Here is a 17,473-nt window from a genome sequence, read left to right on the forward strand (position 1 = left end):
GGGCGGGTTTTGCACCGCCGCGAGGGCACTTTGGGCGCCTCAGAGGCTGCCTTGGGGTGATTTGCGCTGACCTCACAGCGAGCGTGAGCGAGTGTGCGGTGTACGAGCTTTTTTGTTCAGTGGTTCCGAAGCGGGCACGCTCGAAGCCGAGAAACTGAATGCTCTGAGAAACAAGTTTTGCGAGGCGCTCGCGCTACCCCAAGCGCCTGATTCCATATGACATCCAAGAAAGCATCCCCCCCCTGGTCCCACGTCAAGGCCAAGCTCGCCGACTTCGACCGCGCCGACCTGATCGGCCTGGTTCAAGACCTCTACGCCGCCAGCCGCGACAACCAAGCCTTCCTGCATGCCCGCTTCGGGCTGGGCGACGACGTACTCAAGCCCTACAAGACCACCATCGACCGCTGGCTCTGGCCCGACATGTTGAAGCACCAGGACACCTCGGTCGCCAAGGCCAAGAAGGCCATCGCCGACTACAAGAAGGCTGTCGGCCGACCCGAAGGCCTGGCCGAGCTGATGGTGTTCTTCTGCGAGCGCGCGGTGGGCTTCAGCAACGACGTGGGCTTGCAGGACGAGGGCTATTTCGATGCCCTGGTGCGGATGTTCGGGCAGGCGTTGAAAGCCATCGACGCCTTGCCCACGGAGCACAGGCCGCCGTTGCTGGGCCGCCTGGATGCCGTCCGAAGCCTTGGCCACAACCTGGGCTACGGTGTCGGTGACGACATGGACGACCTGCTGGCCGAGCATGGATTCGATGGCGGATCGCGATGAACTCCGGGCGTTGCGCGCCGAGAACTCCCGCTTGATCGCACTGCTCGAATCGCACGGCATTGAATGGCGTGCCCGGCAGCAGCCGTCCCCACCGCCCGTCGAGCCATCCAGACTGTCCAGCGACGAAAAGGTCAAGCTCTTCCGACGCCTGTTTCGCGGCCGCACCGACGTGTTCCCCGTTCGATGGGAGAGCAAGACCACCGGCAAGTCGGGCTACGCGCCGGCCTGCGCGAATGAGTGGCGCGCCGGCGTGTGCGAGAAGCCGCGCATCAAGTGCGGCGACTGCGGCCATCGCCTGCTCATGCCGCTGTCGGACGCCGTGATCTACAAGCACCTGGCCGGCGATCACACGGTCGGGGTGTATCCGCTGATGGAGGACGACAGCTGCTACTTCCTGGCCGTCGACTTCGACGAGGCCGAATGGCGGGACGATGCGCGGGCGTTCAGTCAGTCGTGCGCGGAGCTGGGCGTGCCGGCGGCGCTGGAGATTTCGCGCTCCGGTCAGGGCGCCCATGCCTGGGTGTTCTTCGCCGGTCGGGTGTCGGCACGTGATGCCCGCCGCCTGGGCACGGCCGTCATCAGCCACACCTGCGCGCGCACGCGGCAGCTCCGGCTCACGTCCTACGACCGGATGTTCCCGAACCAGGACACGATGCCCAAAGGTGGGTTCGGCAACCTGATTGCCTTGCCTTTGCAGAAGGGGCCCAGAGAGCAGGGATTCAGCGTCTTCGTCGACGCTGATCTGCGCCCCTACCAGGACCAATGGGCATTCCTGGCCTCCATCCAGCCGATGGCCGCGCACGACATCGAGCCGACCATCCTGCGGGCGACGGGTGGCGTTCATCCGCTGGACGTCACCTTCATCGACGACGAAGACCTGGCCACGCCGTGGAAGCGCGAAAGCACTTCGACCAAGAAGCTGCCCGGGCCGATGCCGAAGTCACTGAGCGTGACGCTGGCCAACTTGATCTATTTCGAGAGGCCCAACTGCCGCAGGCGCTGGCCAACCGCCTGATCCGGCTGGCAGCGTTCCAGAACCCCGAGTTCTACAAGGCGCAGGCGATGCGGATGTCGGTGTGGGACAAGCCGCGTGTCATCGGCTGCGCCGAGAACTACCCGCAGCACATCGCGTTGCCCCGAGGGTGCCTGGATGCTGCCCTGTCGCTGCTGCGCGAGAACGGCATCGCCTGCGACCTGCGGGACGAACGCGTTCGCGGCCAGCCGCTGGACGTGTCGTTCGTCGGCAGTCTGCGTCCCGACCAGGAGGCTGCCATCGCGGCGATGCTGCCCTTTGATGCCGGGGTGCTGTGTGCACCGACCGCCTTCGGCAAGACCGTGACGGCGGCGGCGATGATCGCGCGCCGGGGTGTCAACACCCTGGTGATGGTGCATCGCACGGAACTGCTCAAGCAGTGGCAGGAGCGGCTTCAGGCGTTTCTGGGCGTCGGCAAGGGTATGGTCGGCACCATTGGCGGCGGCAAGGCCAAGCCCAGCGGCAGGATCGACATCGCCGTGATGCAGTCCTTGTCTCGCCAGGGCGAGGTGAACCCGCTGGTCGAGGACTACGGCCACGTGATCGTCGACGAGTGCCACCACGTCGGCGCCGTCTCCTTCGACGCGATCCTCAAGCGGACCAAGGCGAAGTACGTGCTGGGCCTGACGGCGACCCCGATCCGACGCGACGGGCAGCATCCGATCATCTTCATGCAGTGCGGGCCGATCCGCCACACGGCGGCTAGCCCGGCCGGAGCGCCGCACGATCTGGAGGTCGTGCCGCGCGCCTGCCGCGCTCGCATCGATCTGCCGCAGGATGCCGGCATCCAGGACGTGTTCCGACATCTCGCCAACGATCAGGCCAGGACCGAGGCCATCGCCGCCGAGGTGAGCGATGCCTTCGCGCAGGGCCGCAAGGTGCTGGTCCTGACCGAGCGCACGGAACACCTCGACGCCATCGATGCGGCCCTCGGCGGCCTGGAGCCGTCGCCCTTCGTTCTGCATGGCCGGATGTCGAGAAAGCAGCGTGCAGCGTTGGTGGCAGACCTCGATGCTCTGCCGCCCGACGCGCCGCGCGTGCTCCTGGCGACCGGCAAGCTGGTCGGCGAGGGCTTCGACCACCCGCCGCTGGACACACTGGTGCTCGCCATGCCGGTGTCATGGAAGGGCACGCTTCAGCAGTACGCCGGGCGTCTGCACCGGGAACACGCAAGCAAGACCGACGTGCGGATCATCGACTTCGTGGACACCGGCCACCCGGCGCTGCTGCGGATGTGGGATAAACGCCAGCGTGGCTACCGGGCGATGGGGTATCGCATCAGCAGTGAAGATTTGAAGTGAGGTGTGAATTCGCCAGTGCCTGCAGCAACCCGCGCCAGTGCTCATAAGCTCGGGAGGCAAGTCAGCACATGGTCAATCACCCGCCACCATTTACGCAAGGGCTCGGAACACTCTCCGGGCCCTTTTTGTCTGTGGCGAAACGTCGTTTTCTTGCCTGAAATCCCCACGCCACGCGGGGCTCTGCCCGCCTGTGCTGCGGGTGGCAGGCCAGCCAAAGCGCTCGAAATCAGCCACTTTCTCGGCCAAAGCCATCTCTGTTCTCCGTTTGGCCTGCGGGTAGCCGCAGCGCCTGATTTTTCAAAATCAACAGCTTATGTGCGGCGGTTCACCGTCAACCACGGTGCCCGCTTGCCTCGGAGAACTCGACCACGTGTGTCGTTTGTACCAACATTGCGCCAGTGGATCGAACAAGAGAGGCGCCGCCATGACTGCCATCGCACCCTCGCCCGCTGCCCGTACTGCCCGCCTTGGGCTGCGCGCCACGCCGCAACAGGAGGCCGTGCTGCGCCGTGCCGCCGAGGTGGCCCACAAATCGCTGACCGACTTCATCCTCGACAGCGCCTGCCTCGCGGCCGAGCAGACCTTGCTGGACCAGCGCCTGTTCATGGTCTCAGGCAGCCAGTACCAGGCCCTGATGGATCTGCTGGAGCGCCCCGAGCAGGCCAACGACGGCTTGGCCGATCTGTTCGCTCGCAAGTTTGGCCAAGACCTTCGTCGTGGCCGCCGATGGTGACGACCGCGTCGTGGGCTACTTCAGCCTGACTGTGGGCCAGGTCGACAGGCTGGAAGCGCCGGAGCGCATCCGCACGGGGCTGGGACAGTACCCGGTGCCGGTGGTGATCCTGGCCAGGCTTGCCGTGTCACGCGAGCACCAGGGCCGCGGGATCGGCGCCGGGATGCTTCAGGATGCGATTCGCCGCACGCTGGTGATCACCGAGCAGGCCGGTGTGCGGGCCCTGCTCACCCATCCCATCGACGAAGATGCGGCGCGCTTCTACACCCGGTTCGGGTGCATCGCCTCGCCGCTGCGCGAACGGCAGTTGCTGCTGCTCTTGAAGGGCGCCCGCCGCTGGGTTCGTTGAGGATCGTGCCCCGAGATCAGGTCCTGCCCCACGGGGTCGATCATGTCGCACACGCTATCGCAAGAAGCGCTGCTACGTGGGCGAATCATTCAGTTCATAGTGGGTGCTACGCCCACCTGCATCCGATTTACGCAGCACGCCGCGCGCAAGCAAGTCGTTGATGTCACGCAGCGCCGTATCCGGCGAGCATTTGGCGATGGCCGCCCACTTGCTGCTGGTGAGCCTGCCTTCAAAGCCGTCGAGCAGCTTGTTCAGCAATTTCACCTGTCGCTCGTTCAGTGGCGTGGTCGCCCAGCGCTGCCAAAACCGCGTCTTGGTCAGCACGGCATCGAGTGTGTGCTGCGCTTGATCGACGGCGCGATGCAGCGTGTCAAGGAACCAGGCAAGCCACGCGGTAACGTCCATCGCCCCCTTCTGCGTCCGCTCCAGGATGGCGTGGTAGGCCTTGCGTTCGCGTTGGATCTGCGCGGACAAACTGTAGAAGCGTTGCGGGCTGCCGTCGGCGCGTGCCAGCAACAGATCACCGATGGCCCGGGCGATACGGCCATTCCCGTCGTCAAACGGGTGCAAGGTGACGAACCACAAATGTCCAAGGCCAGCTTTGATCAGCGGCGGCTCGTTCGATGCGCCATTGAGCCAGTCGAGGAAGCGGCTGGTTTCGGCCTCAAGGCGATCAGCGGGCGGCGCTTCGAAATGCACCCGCTGGCGGCCGATGGGGCCGGACACCACTTGCATCGGGCCACTGGTGTCATCGCGCCAACTGCCGACCTTGATCTTGGTAAGACCGGAGTAGCCGGTAGGAAACAGCGCGGCATGCCAGCCGAAGAGACGCTCCCGCGATACCGGAGCCCGACAGTTGGCCGTGGCATCCAGCACCATCTCGACCACGCCCTCGACGTGGCGATCGACCGGCGCGAGCGCGCCGATGTCCACGCCCAGCCTGCGGGCAATGGAAGAGCGCACGGATTCGACGTTGAGTTGCTCGCCCTCGATCTCGCTCGTCTTGACCACGTCCTCGGTCAGTGCCGCCAGGCTCGCCTGATCGCGCAGGGCCATGCCCACGTCGGCCAGACGACCCAGCAACAGCCCCTGGGCGCGGCTGACCTCAGCCATAGGCTCAGCCAAGGCTGCCAGGTCGAAGCGCCAGTTCGGCCAGTCTTGGGACTGCCAGATGTAGTGGCAATCGCCGCTATGCATACGGAGATTATGAGGCGCATGCTCCGCACGCACAAGACGTTCACCGCATAAAGTGCGGTGAATAAAGGGGCTATTCGCCGCATGGAGGGCCGCCTTACCCTTGGTTATTGAGGCCGCACCCCCAATCCAATGGCTCCTTACCCATCCCCCCGAGTGTCAGTTCCTCGTGTCGCTGGGGGGTCAATTTACGGTGTCGCCTGACAGCTGTAGCGAGGGCGACCGAGCGCCGACAGTGTCAGCAGTCAACCCGCCGTCGATGGCTGCAGCGCGATGACCGCCATACCGGCCAAGGCGATGCAGGCTCCCGCAACATCCCAACGGGTCAGGGCCACGCCATCGACAAAGTACAGCCACACCAGCGCCACGGCGATGTACATCCCTCCGTAGGCCGCGTAGGTTCGCCCCGCCGCAGTCGGGTGCAGCGTCAACAGCCACGCAAACAGCGCGAGCGACAAAGCGGCCGGTATCAGCAGCCATGCGGGCTTGTCTTGCTTGAGGACGAGCCAAGGCAAGTAGCAGCCGATGATTTCAGCAACCGCCGTGACGGCGAAGAGGAGTGCCACTTTCAAGAGTTCCACCGTCATGCCTCCCGCAGGGCCTGGATCAACGGACAGCGCACTTTGCCCTGGGCAGCGCCGCAGCGCCGCACGAGGTCTTGCAGCACGGCTTCGATGCGGTGCAGGTCGGCCAAGCGGGCGCGCACGTCGGCCAGTTTGCGCTCGGCCTGTGCGCGGGCCTCGGTGCAGTGCGATCCGTCCTCCAACTTCAGCAAGTCCGCGACCTCGTCCAGGCTGAAGCCCAGTCGCTGGGCCGACTTGATGAAGCGCACGCGTGCCAGATCCGGCTCACCGTAGCGACGGATGCCGCCCAGTGGTCGGTCGGGCTCCCGCATCAGGCCCTTGCGCTGATAAAAGCGGATCGTCTCGACGTTCACCCCGGCCGCTTCGGCCAGGGCGCCGATGGTCAGGGTTTCGGCGGGTGCATTCATGGTGCTTGACTCCGTACTTAAGTACGGAAGTAAGCTTACGCCGTGAAAGCAGACCAACCAACCGAAACCTTGCTCGAACCCTACCAGGCCCTTGGGATTGGCGCGGCGGTGGTGGCGCTGATCGTCGCCGACCGCCGTTTTGGGCAACCCGCCGCCGATTGCACGCCGGGGCCTACGACCGTGGTGAGGGGTGACGAATGACAGGGGTGATCCTGGAATCCACGCTGACCTGCCCCGCGTGCGGCCATGCCAAGACCGAGACCATGCCCACCGACGCTTGCCAGTGGTTCTACGAATGCGAGCAGTGCCACACCGTGCTCAAACCCCAACCGGGTGATTGCTGCGTGTACTGCTCCTACGGCACGGTGCCATGCCCGCCCATTCAGGCCCGGCACGACTGTTGCGGCGTCGCTCGGGGCGATGACAGCGCGGCGCGGGGCTGACGCGGGCGCCGGCCGGGCCGGCGCACTGCCTGCGCGCCCGCGGCGTCAACGCCCGTTCTTGGCCGCCGCCAGGGCCTGTTCCATGATCGCCAGGCCTTCGTCGAGGAGGGCGTCGCTGGCGGTCAGCGGCACCAGGATGCGGATCACATTGGCGTACAGGCCGCACGACAGCAGCACCAAGCCGCGCCGGATGGCTTCGGCGCACATGCGCTTCGTCAGGTCCGCGGCCGGCTTGCTCAGGTCGCCGTCCTGGAACAGTTCGATCGCCACCATGCCGCCCAGGCCGCGCACGTCGCGGATTTCGGGGTGGCGGCCCATCATCGCGGTCAGCCCGGCACGCAGGCGTTCGCCGATGGCGCGGCTGCGCGCCAGCAGGTTCTCCTGCTCGAACACGTCCAGCACCGCCAGCCCCGCAGCGCACGCCAACGGGTGACCGGCGTAGGTGCCGCCCAGGCCGCCGGGCAGGGGTTGGTCCATGATCTCGGCCTTGCCGATGACGGCCGACAGCGGAAAGCCCCCCGCCATGCTCTTGGCCATGGTGATGAGGTCGGGCGCGACACCCCATTGCTCGCAGGCCAGCCAGGTACCCGTGCGTCCGGCCCCGGTTTGCACCTCGTCTGCGATGAAGACGATACCGTGCTGGTCGCACAGGGCGCGCAGGGCTTGGGCAAATTCGGGCGGGGCGACGTAAAAGCCCCCTTCGCCCTGGACGGGCTCCAGGATGATGGCGGCGACGCGTTCGGGCTCGACGTCGTATTTGAACAGGTGCTCCACCGAGCGCAACGCATCGGCCACGCTGATGCCGTGCAGCGCGTTGGGGTACTCGGCATGGTAGATCTCGGCCGGGAAGGGGCCAAAGCCGGCTTTGTAAGGCGCGACCTTGCCGGTGAGCGCCATGCCCAGCAGCGTGCGGCCATGGAAGCCGCCGCCAAAGGCGATGACGGCCTGCCGCTTGGTGGCGGCGCGGGCGATCTTGATGGCGTTTTCGACCGCTTCGGCCCCGGTGGAGAGGAAGAACGCTTTTTTGGCGAAGTCGCCGGGCGCTTTGGCGCACAGACGTTCTGCCAGTTCGACATACGGCTCGTAGGCCAGCACCTGAAAGCAGGTGTGGTGCACCTTGTCGAGCTGGGCCTTGACCGCCTCGACGATCTTGGGGTGGCGGTGACCGGTGTTGAGCACCGCGATGCCGCCGGCAAAGTCGATGTAGCGCTTGCCCTCCACGTCCCAGATTTCCGCGCCTTCGGCGCGCTCGGCAAACACCTCGTAGGTTTGCCCGAGGCCGACGGGCAGGGCGGCGCGGCGGCGCGCCATCAGCGCGGCGTTGCTTTTGGCGGCAGATTGCAATTGAGGATCACTGTGCATGGGGGTCTCCGGTCCGGCAGGGGTGTGATACGGGGGCAGGGCGTACCCGCCCATCATCGCCTTCAATGTAGCGGGCCCCGTGGGGGGCTACCATATACAGAGGCGTTCGTTGGGCCGATGTACTGTATAGCCCCGGCGCCCGATACAGACTTTCCCGATGTTTACCCTGGATCCCCACCACCCCACGCCGCTGGTGCAGCAAATCGTCGATGGCTTTCGCGAGTTGATCCGCACCGGCGTGCTGCGACCGGGGGCCAAGGCGCCGTCGATCCGGCAGTTTGCGCACGCGCACGGCGTCAGCGTCTACACGGTGGTGGATGCCTATGACCGGCTGGTGGCACTGGGCTATTTCGCGTCGCGGCCGCATTCGGGTTTTTTCGTGCGCAGCCGGGACAGCCAGGCCGAGGCCGCCAGCGGCCCCGGGCCGCAGTACCACTTCGACTCCATGTGGTATTTGCGGCGCGTGTTCGAAAACCGCAATCTGCGCCTCAAGCCCGGCTGTGGCTGGCTGCCCAACGACTGGCTGTTTGGCGAGGGGCTGCGGCGCAGCCTGCGCGCGCTGGCGGCGCAAGACATCGACCTGGGCGGCTACGGCGAGCCCAAGGGCTACACCCCGCTGCGGCAACTGGTGCGCGACTTGCTGGCGGAGCAGGAAATTGCGCTGACCAGCGACCAGGTGCTGCTCACCCACGGCTCCAGCCAGGCCATGGACTTGGTGGCGCGGCGCCTGGTGCAGCCCGGCGACGCGGTGCTGGTGGATGAGCCGGGTTATCCCAATTTGCTGTTTTCGCTGCGGTTTTTGGGGGCGCGCCTGATCGGTGTGCCGCGCACGCCGCAGGGCTGGGATTTGGCCGCGCTGGAAGCCCGTATACAGGAACACCGGCCCAAGGTCTTTTTTACCCAGCCGCGGCTGCACAGTCCAACGGGTTCGGTGGCGCACCTGTCGCACCTGCACCGGGTGGTGCAGTTGGCGGAGCGGCATCAGTTGCGCGTGGTGGAAAACGACCTCTACGCCGATCTGGACCCGGACCCTCGCCCATCGCTGGCCAGCCTGGACCAGCTCCAGCGGGTGATTCACATCGGCAGCTTTTCCAAGACGATTTCGCCCAACCTGCGCGTGGGCTACGTGGCCGCGCACCCCGATGTGTTGGAAGATCTGGCGCAGCTCAAGATGATTTCCGGCCTGACATCGTCGGAGTTTGCCGAGCGCCTGGCCTACGGCGCGTTGGTCGATGGCCGCTGGCGCAAGCACCTGCGCGTGCTGCGCCAGCGGCTGGCCGAGGCCCACCAGCGCACGGCGGCGCGCTTGGAGGCCCTGGGCTTTGAGCTGTTTGCCCAGCCCGCTGCCGGCATGTTTTTGTGGGCGCGGCACGCCGCCATCGACAACGCGTCCACGCTGGCCTATCAGGCGGCGGAGCAGGACATTCTGCTTGGGCCGGGCCACCTGTTTGGCTTGGACCTCGCGCCCAGCCCATGGCTGCGCTTCAACGTGGCGTTTTGCCAGGATGAGGCGCTGTGGGCGTTTTTGGGCACGGTTACGTCAGCGCCGGGCGCTGGGTGACGCGCGGCACGTGATGGCGCGCCTTTGACGCGCCGCCCCGTTGGGCTCACACCGCCCACGTGGAGCCATGCTCGGGCACCAGGGCAGCGCGGCGCAATTCGCGCTCGACACGGCAGCGCAGGGCGTCGGCCGCGTCGGCCTCGCCGTGGGTGATGAAGATGCGCCGTGGCGCGCCGGGGATGGCACCCAGCCACGCCATCAGGCCATCCGTGTCGGCGTGCGCGGACGCGGTCAGCAGTTGGGCGACCTCGGCCTGGACGGCCCAGTCCTGCCCGTGGATGCGCACGGTCGGTGCACCGCGCAGCAGGGCATCGCCGCGGGTGCCCGGCGCCTGGTAGCCGGTGAGGATGACCATGTTGCGGTGGTCGCCCAGGTAGAGCTTGAGGTGGTGCAGCACGCGCCCGCCAGTGGCCATGCCGCTGCCAGCCAGGATCACCTTGGGGCCGTGGTGGCGCGCGATGGCCTTGGATTCGTCGGGCGTGCGCGCCGCCTGTACCCCATGCGTCATGTGCTGCACCTGAGCGGGACTGAGGCGGGTTTCACCCGGGTGGTTGGCCAGCAATGCCGTGGCTTGGATGGCCATGGGGCTGTCCAGGTAGACGGGCAACGACCGCGGCAGCCGCTGTTGGCGCTTGAGCACGTCGATGGCGTGCAGCAGCGCTTGCGCGCGGCCCACCGCAAACACCGGCACCACCGCCGTGCCGCCGCGCGCGGCCACGCGCGCCAGCAGCGGCGCGAGCTCGTCGATCAGGTTGCCCGGGGGGTGCTGTCGGTTGCCGTAGGTGGACTCCACCACCACCGCGTCCGCCGCTGGCGGCGGGTCGGGTGGAAACATCAGCATGTCATCGGCGCGGCCCAGATCGCCGGAAAACAGCAGCCGCCGCCCGCCCACTTCCACGAGCACCGATGCCGCGCCCAGGATGTGCCCGGCACCATAGAACTGCACGCGCCAGCCGGGGAGGGGCTCAAACGGCTGGTACAGCGGCTGCGCTCGCAGATGCCGCAGACTGCGCATGGCGTCGTCCACCGTGTACAGCGGCAACGCCGGTGCGTGTTTGGAAAAGCCGTGCCGGTTGGCAAAGTCGGCGTCTTCTTCCTGCAGGTGGGCGCTGTCGGGCAGCAGGATTTCGCACAGGTCGCGCGTGGCGTGGGTGCACCACACCTTGCCGCGAAACCCCTCCCGCACCAGCAGGGGCAGGTGGCCGCTGTGGTCGATGTGGGCGTGGGTGAGCACCACGGCGCCAATGTGCCCCGGCACCACGGGCAAGGGCTGGCGGTTGCGCAGCCGCAGCGTTTTGTAACCCTGAAAAAGCCCGCAGTCCACCAACAGCGCGCGGCCGTCGTGCTGGATCAGGTATTTGGAGCCGGTGACGGTGCCGGCCCCGCCCAAAAATTGTATGCGCACGTCCATCCGTCACATCGTAACGGATGGCGCGTGTGGTGGGACGGCCCGGCGCCCTACCCAGCGCGCGGCACCTCAGCGGCGAAGGGGCTGGCGCAGGCGTCGCCACAGGGCAGCGGCCCGGGCGCGGGCGTAGCGCCCGCTCAGGAGAAAAAATCCCGGGCCTTTTCGAACCAGCCCTTCTCGTTGGGGCTGTGCTTGTTGCCGCTTTTCTTCAGCGACTCGTCCAGCTCGCGCAGCAGCCGGCGCTGGTGCTCGGTGAGTTTGACCGGGGTCTCCACCGCGATGTGGGCGTAAAGATCGCCGGGGTAGCTGGAGCGCACCCCCTTGATGCCGCGGCCGCGCAGGCGGAACGTTTTGCCGTGCTGCGTGCCCTCGGGGATGTCGATGACCGCCTTTTGCCCGTCGAGTGTGGGGACTTCGACCTCGCCGCCCAGTGCGGCCGTGGTGATGGGGATGGGCACCTGCACGTGCAGGTCGTCGCCGTCGCGCTCGAACAGCTCGTGGCGGCGGATGCGGATTTCGATGTAGAGATCCCCCGGCGGGCCACCGTTGCGTCCCGGCTCGCCGTTGCCGCTGGAGCGGATGCGCATGCCGTCGTCGATGCCGGCGGGGATTTTGATTTCCAGCGTTTTGTGGCGCTTGACCTTGCCCTCGCCGCGGCAGGTGGGGCAGGGTTCGGGGATGATCTTGCCCGTGCCGTGGCAGTGGGGGCAGGTTTGTTGCACGCTGAAAAAGCCCTGGCGCATCTGCACCACGCCATTGCCGTGGCAGGTGGGGCAGGTCTTGGCGCTGGTGCCGGGTTTGGCGCCACTGCCGTGGCAGGTGTCGCAGTCCTCCCAGCTCGGGATGCGGATTTGCGCGTCTTTGCCGCGGGCCGCTTCCTCCAGCGTGATTTCCATCGCGTAGGAGAGGTCGCTGCCGCGGTACACCTGGCGGCCACGCGCGCCGCGCGGGGCCCCGAAGATGTCGCCAAAGATGTCGCCAAACGCCTCCGAAAAGCCGGCAAACCCGTCGGCGCCGCCGGCGCGCATGTTGGGGTCCACCCCGGCATGGCCGTACTGGTCGTAGGCGGCGCGCTTTTGGGGGTCGGACAGCACTTCGTAGGCTTCCTTGACCTCCTTGAACTTTTCCTCTGCCGCCTTGGCCGCCTCACCCTGGTTGCGGTCGGGGTGGTACTTCATGGCCAGCTTGCGGTACGCCTTTTTGATTTCGTCTTCGCTGGCGTTGCGGGCCACGCCCAGGATCTCGTAATAGTCACGTTTGGCCATGTCGATCCACAGATGTCAGGAACGGAAAAGCCGCGCCCGGGGTGTGGCCCGTGCGCGGCGTGGGGTCAATCACGCAACGACAACCGGTCAGTCGCGCTTGACTTCCTTGACTTCGGCGTCGACGATGTCGTCGTCACCCGCCTTGGCGCTGCCGCTGCTGGCACCGGCCTGGGCGTCGGCCGCCCCTTGTGCGGCCTGCATGTCGGCGTACATCTTCTCGCCCAGCTTCTGGCTGGCGCTCATGAGGGCCTGCGTCTTGGCCTCGATGGCGGTCTTGTCGTCACCCTTGACGGCGTCCTCGACCTCCTGGATGGCGGCTTCGATCTTGTCCTTCTCACCGGCGTCGAGCTTGTCGCCATACTCCTTCAGGCTCTTGCGCACCGAGCTCACCAGCGCATCGGCCTGGTTGCGCGCCTGCACCAGCTCAACCTTCTTCTTGTCCTCGGCCGCGTTGAGCTCGGCGTCCTTGACCATGCGCTCGATCTCTTCCTCGGTGAGGCCGGAGTTGGCCTTGATGGTGATCTTGTTTTCCTTACCGGTGCCCTTGTCCTTGGCGCTGACGTGCAGGATGCCGTTGGCGTCGATGTCGAAGGTCACCTCGATTTGCGGGATGCCGCGCGGCGCGGGCGGGATGCCCTCCAGGTTGAACTCACCCAGCAGCTTGTTGCCGGCGGCCATCTCGCGCTCGCCCTGGTAGACCTTGATCGTCACCGCAGGCTGGTTGTCCTCGGCGGTGGAGAACACCTGGCTGAACTTGGTCGGGATGGTGGTGTTCTTCTTGATCATCTTGGTCATGACGCCGCCCATCGTTTCGATGCCCAGCGACAGCGGGGTCACGTCCAGCAGCAGAACGTCCTTGCGCTCACCCGCGAGCACCGCGCCCTGGATGGCAGCGCCCACGGCCACGGCTTCGTCGGGGTTGACGTCCTTGCGCGGATCCTTGCCGAAGAACTCCTTGACCTTTTCCTGCACCTTGGGCATGCGGGTCATGCCACCGACCAGAATCACGTCGTCGATGTCGCTGACCTTGATGCCGGCGTCTTTGATGGCGATGCGGCAGGGCTCGATGGTGCGCTCGATCAGGTCTTCCACCAGGCTCTCGAGCTTGGCGCGCGTGAGCTTGATGTTGAGGTGCTTCGGCCCCGTGGCATCGGCCGTGATGTAGGGCAGGTTGATATCGGTTTGCGCGCTGTTGGACAGCTCGATCTTGGCTTTCTCGGCCGCTTCCTTCAGGCGCTGCAGGGCCAGCACGTCCTTGGTCAGGTCAACGCCTTGTTCTTTCTTGAACTCGGTGATGATGTAGTCGATGATGCGCTGGTCGAAGTCCTCGCCGCCCAGGAAGGTGTCGCCGTTGGTGGACAACACTTCGAATTGCTTTTCGCCATCGACGTCGGCGATTTCGATGATCGAGATGTCGAAGGTGCCGCCGCCCAGGTCATAGACCGCGATCTTGCGGTCGCCCTTGCCCGACTTGTCCAGGCCGAAGGCCAGCGCGGCAGCGGTCGGCTCGTTGATGATGCGCTTGACTTCCAGTCCGGCGATGCGGCCGGCGTCTTTGGTGGCCTGGCGCTGGGCGTCGTTGAAGTAGGCCGGCACGGTGATGACCGCTTCGGTCACCGGCTCGCCGAGGTAGTCCTCGGCAGTCTTCTTCATCTTGCGCAGCACTTCGGCGCTGACCTGCGGCGGCGCGAGTTTTTGGCCGCGAACCTCCACCCAGGCGTCGCCGTTGTCGGCCTTGACGATCTTGTAGGGCATGAGGTCGATGTCCTTTTGGACTTCTTTTTCGTCGAATTTGCGGCCGATGAGGCGCTTGACCGCAAACAGGGTGTTCTTGGGGTTGGTGACGGCCTGGCGCTTGGCGGGCGCGCCCACCAGGATTTCACCGTCTTCCATGTACGCGACGATCGAGGGCGTGGTGCGCGCGCCTTCGGAGTTTTCGATGACCTTGGGGGTGCCGCCTTCCATGATGGCGACACACGAGTTGGTGGTGCCCAGGTCGATGCCAATGATCTTGCCCATGTGCTGCTCCTAGCGAATTGGAAAATCTTGGGGAATGGATGGAACTGCTGTCAAGGTGGTGGCGCCTGCCGCGGATTCAAGGCCCGGGGGGCGTCATTGCGGGCCGGCGACCGTCACCAGGGCAGGGCGCAGCACGCGCTCGGCCATCCAATAGCCCTTTTGCAGCGTGGCCACGATGGTGTTGGCCGGCTGGTCGGAGGGCACCATGCTGATCGCCTGGTGCAGGTGCGGGTCGAACCGCTCGCCCGGCGCCGGCGCGATGGGCGTGACCTTGTGGCGCGCCAGCGCGGACAGCAGTTGTTGCAGGGTGGCCTGCGCGCCCTGGCGGATTTGCTCCAGCGTCGCTTCTTGCACGGCCAGCCCGGCCTCCAGGCTGTCCACCACCGGCAGCAGGCTTTCGGCAAAGGACTCGACCGCAAATTTGCGGATCTTGGCCATTTCTTCTTCCGCGCGGCGGCGGGTGTTTTCGGCGTCGGCCACGGCGCGCAGCAGCTGGTCGTTGAGCTCGGCGTTGCGCTGGCGCAGCGCCTCGAGTTCGGCCTGCCAATCGGGTGCGGCCGCCGTGTCCGCGGCGCCAGCGGTGGCGGCCGCGGCGTGCGCGTCATCGTTCGGGGTGGGGGTGGATGGCGTGTCGGTTTGTGTCATGGTGGGTTGTGTCCAAGGGTAGTCTCGGCACCAAAGCTACCACATGGGAGCGGGTGCGGGTTTTTCAAGACCCGCGTGGCGCGCAGGCGTGGCCCGGGATGCGTAGCGCGCGTCACGCGTGTCACGCGTGTCACAATGGGCCTGCGCAGCGCGCGAGGAGACCGATGATGAAACTGTTTCGCTACGGCTCGGCGGGCAACGAGCGCCCCGGCCTGTTGGACGCCCGCGGCGTGCGCCGCGATTTGTCGGGTGTGGTGGGGGACTTGACGCCCCACACGCTCAGCCCCGACGCGCTCGCGCGGCTGGCGCGGCTCGACCCCAGCCGGCTGCCCGAAGTCGATCCCGCCGAACGGCTCGGCCCGTGCATCGGGCAGATCGGCAACGTGATCGCCATTGGCCTCAATTATGCCGACCATGCCGCCGAGGCCGGGCTGCCGCTGCCCCAGCAGCCCATCGTCTTTAGCAAGCACACGGGCGCGGTCAGCGGGCCAAACGACGACGTGTGGTTGCCGCCGGGCGCGCAGAAACTGGACTGGGAGGTGGAGCTGGCGGTGGTCATCGGACAGCCCGCGTGGCACGTGCCGCTGTCAGACGCGCTGAGGGTGGTGGCCGGCTATTGCCTGGCCAACGATGTGTCCGAGCGTGCCCACCAGATCGAGATGGAAGGGCAGTGGATCAAGGGCAAGAGCTACCCCACCCACTGCCCGCTGGGGCCGTGGCTGGTGACCGCCGACGACATCCCGGATCCCCAGGCGGTGGAGCTGTGGCTCGACGTCAACGGCCAACCCTGCCAGCGGGGCAGCACGCGCACCATGATTTTTGGCGTGGCGCACATCGTGAGCTACCTCAGCCGCTTCATGCGGCTGGCGCCTGGCGATGTGATCCTCACCGGCACCCCGCCCGGGGTGGGCATGGGGCAGCGGCCGCCGCGCTTTTTGCAGGTGGGCGATGTGATCACGCTGGGCAGCCCGGTGTTGGGCGAGCAGCGCCAGCGGGTGGTGGCAGCGCCCGTGCCGGCTCAGGCCTCGGGGCCCAGGTAGATCTTGCGCAGCAGGCGTATGAGCGTGGCGCGCTCGTGCGCGTCCAAGTGGGTGAGGTCGGAGCTCTCGACGGCGCCCACCGCCGCTTGCGCGCGCGCCTGCACCTGGGCGCCCACGGCGGTCACGTACAAGCCCTGGGCGCGGCGGTCGCGTGGGTGGTCGCGCTTTTCCACCAGGCCGCGTTGCTCCAGCGCGCGCACCAGCCCCACCAGGTTGGGGGGCAGGATGTCGAGTGCCGCGCACACCTGGCGCGAGGTCACACCCGGGTTGTGCGCGATCACGGTGAGGACCGAGAAGTCCACCACCCGCAGCTCGAATGGGGCCAGACGCTGCAACACCGGCCCGATGATCGCCAAGGCGGCGCGGCGCGCGTTGTAGCCGATGAGCGACTCCAAAAACCGCGTATCCAGCGGGGCGCTGGGACTGTCGGACCCGGCCTCGGGCGGGGGAAGGGGGGATGAAACGCTGTGCACAAGCCCGATGGTAGCGTGTGCACCGGCGGCCGGCTGGGTGATGTGGTCTGCCGCATGGCCCCGGCAATGGCACCCGCTGGCGCGTGGCCGCGGCGGTGCGGCCGCTAAGATGGCCCCACCATGAACGAGCAAGCTGCGTTGGCGGCCGCAGTGCCTGCGGCACGCTCCGATGTGCTGGTGCTGCAGCACACGATCGAGGATCCGCCGGGTTACCTGGCCGTTTGGCTCGACGCCGTGGGGGCGCGCTGGGACGTGTTTTGCGCCGAGGCGGGGCAGGCCTACCCGGCATCGGTGGCCGGCTACCGTGCGCTGGCGGTGCTGGGCGGGGAGTGGAGCGCCAACGACGACCGTGCCAGTTTGCGCCATGCCGAGGCGCTGATTCGTGAGGCGGATGCCCTGGGGATCCCCGTCATTGGCCACTGCCTGGGCGGGCAGTTGATGGCGCGCGCCCTCGGTGGCGCGGTGCAACGCCTGCCACAGCCGGAGATTGGCTGGCTGCCCATCCGCCACGATGGCGGTGCGGTGGCGCAGGCGTGGTTGGGGCCAGCGGTGCAGCCGGTGGTGTACCAATGGCACTACGACGGGGTGGTGGCGCTGCCGCCAGGGGCGGCGGTGTTGGCCGCGTCGGACGCGTGCGCGGTGCAAGCGTTTGCGGTGGGGCCGCACCTGGGCATGCAGTTTCACATCGAGATCACGCCGCTCAAGATCGCGTGTTGGTTGCAGGACCCGGGTAACGTCTACCCGGACGCGGTGCAGCGCTACCCGGACACGGTTCAGACCCCCGAGGCGATGCAGGCGGCCACCGCCACCCACCAGGCCGCCAGCTATCGGCTGGCCGACCGGATTTACGGCGCGTGGCAGCGGCGCTGGCGCGCGCCGGCCTGA

The 17,473-nt window shown here is 66.9% G+C and carries 19 protein-coding genes; 10 read left to right on the forward strand and 9 right to left on the reverse strand.

What is annotated here, in order from left to right; all coding sequences use genetic code 11:
* The first annotated feature begins 216 nt into the window (after positions 1-216).
* The 5 genes from Tther_RS03135 (at position 217) to Tther_RS03150 (ending at position 4,187) form a co-directional block, all read left to right on the forward strand.
* Positions 217-771, forward strand: a complete 555-nt coding sequence (locus tag Tther_RS03135; RefSeq protein ID WP_143900798.1) for a hypothetical protein — start codon at positions 217-219, stop codon at positions 769-771.
* Complete coding sequence (locus Tther_RS13680; RefSeq protein WP_342781751.1) at positions 755-1,786, forward strand: TOTE conflict system archaeo-eukaryotic primase domain-containing protein; 1,032 nt, start codon at positions 755-757, stop codon at positions 1,784-1,786. The genes Tther_RS03135 and Tther_RS13680 overlap by 17 nt, the downstream gene beginning before the upstream one ends.
* A gap of 266 nt (positions 1,787-2,052) precedes the next feature.
* A complete protein-coding gene (locus tag Tther_RS13685) occupies positions 2,053-3,105 on the forward strand; it encodes a DEAD/DEAH box helicase (protein ID WP_342781754.1) in 1,053 nt (350 codons plus the stop codon).
* Positions 3,106-3,529: 424 nt separating this feature from the next.
* Entirely contained in the window at positions 3,530-3,838 is a 309-nt protein-coding gene (locus Tther_RS03145; RefSeq protein WP_143900800.1) for a type II toxin-antitoxin system TacA family antitoxin, read from the forward strand.
* Positions 3,804-4,187, forward strand: coding sequence for a GNAT family N-acetyltransferase (locus Tther_RS03150; protein WP_246098886.1), 384 nt, complete (start codon positions 3,804-3,806; stop codon positions 4,185-4,187). The genes Tther_RS03145 and Tther_RS03150 overlap by 35 nt, the downstream gene beginning before the upstream one ends.
* A gap of 72 nt (positions 4,188-4,259) precedes the next feature.
* Here the strand turns inward: Tther_RS03150 and Tther_RS03155 are convergent, their stop codons facing one another.
* The 3 genes from Tther_RS03155 to merR form a co-directional block, all read right to left on the reverse strand.
* Positions 4,260-5,384, reverse strand: coding sequence for a Fic family protein (locus tag Tther_RS03155; protein ID WP_143900802.1), 1,125 nt, complete (start codon positions 5,382-5,384; stop codon positions 4,260-4,262).
* A 242-nt stretch (positions 5,385-5,626) separates the two neighbouring features.
* On the reverse strand, positions 5,627-5,962 hold the full coding sequence (locus Tther_RS03160) for a YnfA family protein (protein ID WP_143900935.1): 336 nt from the start codon (positions 5,960-5,962) through the stop codon (positions 5,627-5,629).
* A gap of 2 nt (positions 5,963-5,964) precedes the next feature.
* Positions 5,965-6,372: a mercury resistance transcriptional regulator MerR gene (merR, locus tag Tther_RS03165; RefSeq protein ID WP_143900804.1), complete on the reverse strand. Its 408-nt coding sequence runs from the start codon at positions 6,370-6,372 to the stop codon at positions 5,965-5,967.
* Positions 6,373-6,414: 42 nt separating this feature from the next.
* Between merR and Tther_RS13240 the strand changes: the two genes are divergently transcribed.
* Both Tther_RS13240 and Tther_RS03170 read left to right on the forward strand, forming a co-directional pair.
* Positions 6,415-6,573, forward strand: a complete 159-nt coding sequence (locus Tther_RS13240) for a hypothetical protein (RefSeq protein ID WP_185974990.1) — start codon at positions 6,415-6,417, stop codon at positions 6,571-6,573.
* Entirely contained in the window at positions 6,570-6,815 is a 246-nt protein-coding gene (locus Tther_RS03170; RefSeq protein WP_143900806.1) for a GDCCVxC domain-containing (seleno)protein, read from the forward strand. The genes Tther_RS13240 and Tther_RS03170 overlap by 4 nt, the downstream gene beginning before the upstream one ends.
* 45 nt (positions 6,816-6,860) lie before the next feature.
* On the opposite strand, the gene gabT is transcribed toward Tther_RS03170, so the two are convergent.
* Positions 6,861-8,177 carry a 4-aminobutyrate--2-oxoglutarate transaminase gene (gene gabT / locus Tther_RS03175; protein ID WP_143900808.1) on the reverse strand — a complete coding sequence of 439 codons (1,317 nt, stop codon included), beginning with the start codon at positions 8,175-8,177 and terminating at the stop codon, positions 6,861-6,863.
* Between the two features lie 157 nt (positions 8,178-8,334).
* Between gabT and Tther_RS03180 the strand changes: the two genes are divergently transcribed.
* Entirely contained in the window at positions 8,335-9,738 is a 1,404-nt protein-coding gene (locus Tther_RS03180; RefSeq protein WP_143900810.1) for an aminotransferase-like domain-containing protein, read from the forward strand.
* Positions 9,739-9,784: 46 nt separating this feature from the next.
* Here the strand turns inward: Tther_RS03180 and Tther_RS03185 are convergent, their stop codons facing one another.
* From Tther_RS03185 to grpE, 4 genes are all read right to left on the reverse strand, one after another.
* Entirely contained in the window at positions 9,785-11,149 is a 1,365-nt protein-coding gene (locus Tther_RS03185) for an MBL fold metallo-hydrolase (RefSeq protein ID WP_143900812.1), read from the reverse strand.
* A 134-nt stretch (positions 11,150-11,283) separates the two neighbouring features.
* A complete protein-coding gene (gene dnaJ, locus Tther_RS03190; RefSeq protein WP_143900813.1) occupies positions 11,284-12,411 on the reverse strand; it encodes a molecular chaperone DnaJ in 1,128 nt (375 codons plus the stop codon).
* A gap of 87 nt (positions 12,412-12,498) precedes the next feature.
* Positions 12,499-14,430 (reverse strand): molecular chaperone DnaK, encoded by a 1,932-nt coding sequence (gene dnaK / locus Tther_RS03195; RefSeq protein ID WP_143900815.1) that lies wholly within the window; start codon positions 14,428-14,430, stop codon positions 12,499-12,501.
* Positions 14,431-14,523: 93 nt separating this feature from the next.
* Complete coding sequence (grpE, locus tag Tther_RS03200) at positions 14,524-15,075, reverse strand: nucleotide exchange factor GrpE (protein WP_143900817.1); 552 nt, start codon at positions 15,073-15,075, stop codon at positions 14,524-14,526.
* 167 nt (positions 15,076-15,242) lie between these two features.
* On the opposite strand from grpE, the gene Tther_RS03205 reads away from it, so the two are divergent.
* Positions 15,243-16,115: a fumarylacetoacetate hydrolase family protein gene (locus tag Tther_RS03205; RefSeq protein WP_143900818.1), complete on the forward strand. Its 873-nt coding sequence runs from the start codon at positions 15,243-15,245 to the stop codon at positions 16,113-16,115.
* On the opposite strand, the gene Tther_RS03210 is transcribed toward Tther_RS03205, so the two are convergent.
* A complete protein-coding gene (locus Tther_RS03210; RefSeq protein ID WP_342781753.1) occupies positions 16,094-16,510 on the reverse strand; it encodes a MarR family winged helix-turn-helix transcriptional regulator in 417 nt (138 codons plus the stop codon). The two genes, Tther_RS03205 and Tther_RS03210, sit on opposite strands and share 22 nt — an antisense overlap.
* Before the next feature lie 198 nt (positions 16,511-16,708).
* Between Tther_RS03210 and Tther_RS03215 the strand changes: the two genes are divergently transcribed.
* Complete coding sequence (locus Tther_RS03215) at positions 16,709-17,473, forward strand: type 1 glutamine amidotransferase (protein ID WP_143900820.1); 765 nt, start codon at positions 16,709-16,711, stop codon at positions 17,471-17,473.

Origin of the sequence: Tepidimonas thermarum (assembly GCF_007556705.1) — a bacterium.
GTDB lineage: Bacteria > Pseudomonadota > Gammaproteobacteria > Burkholderiales > Burkholderiaceae_C > Tepidimonas > Tepidimonas thermarum.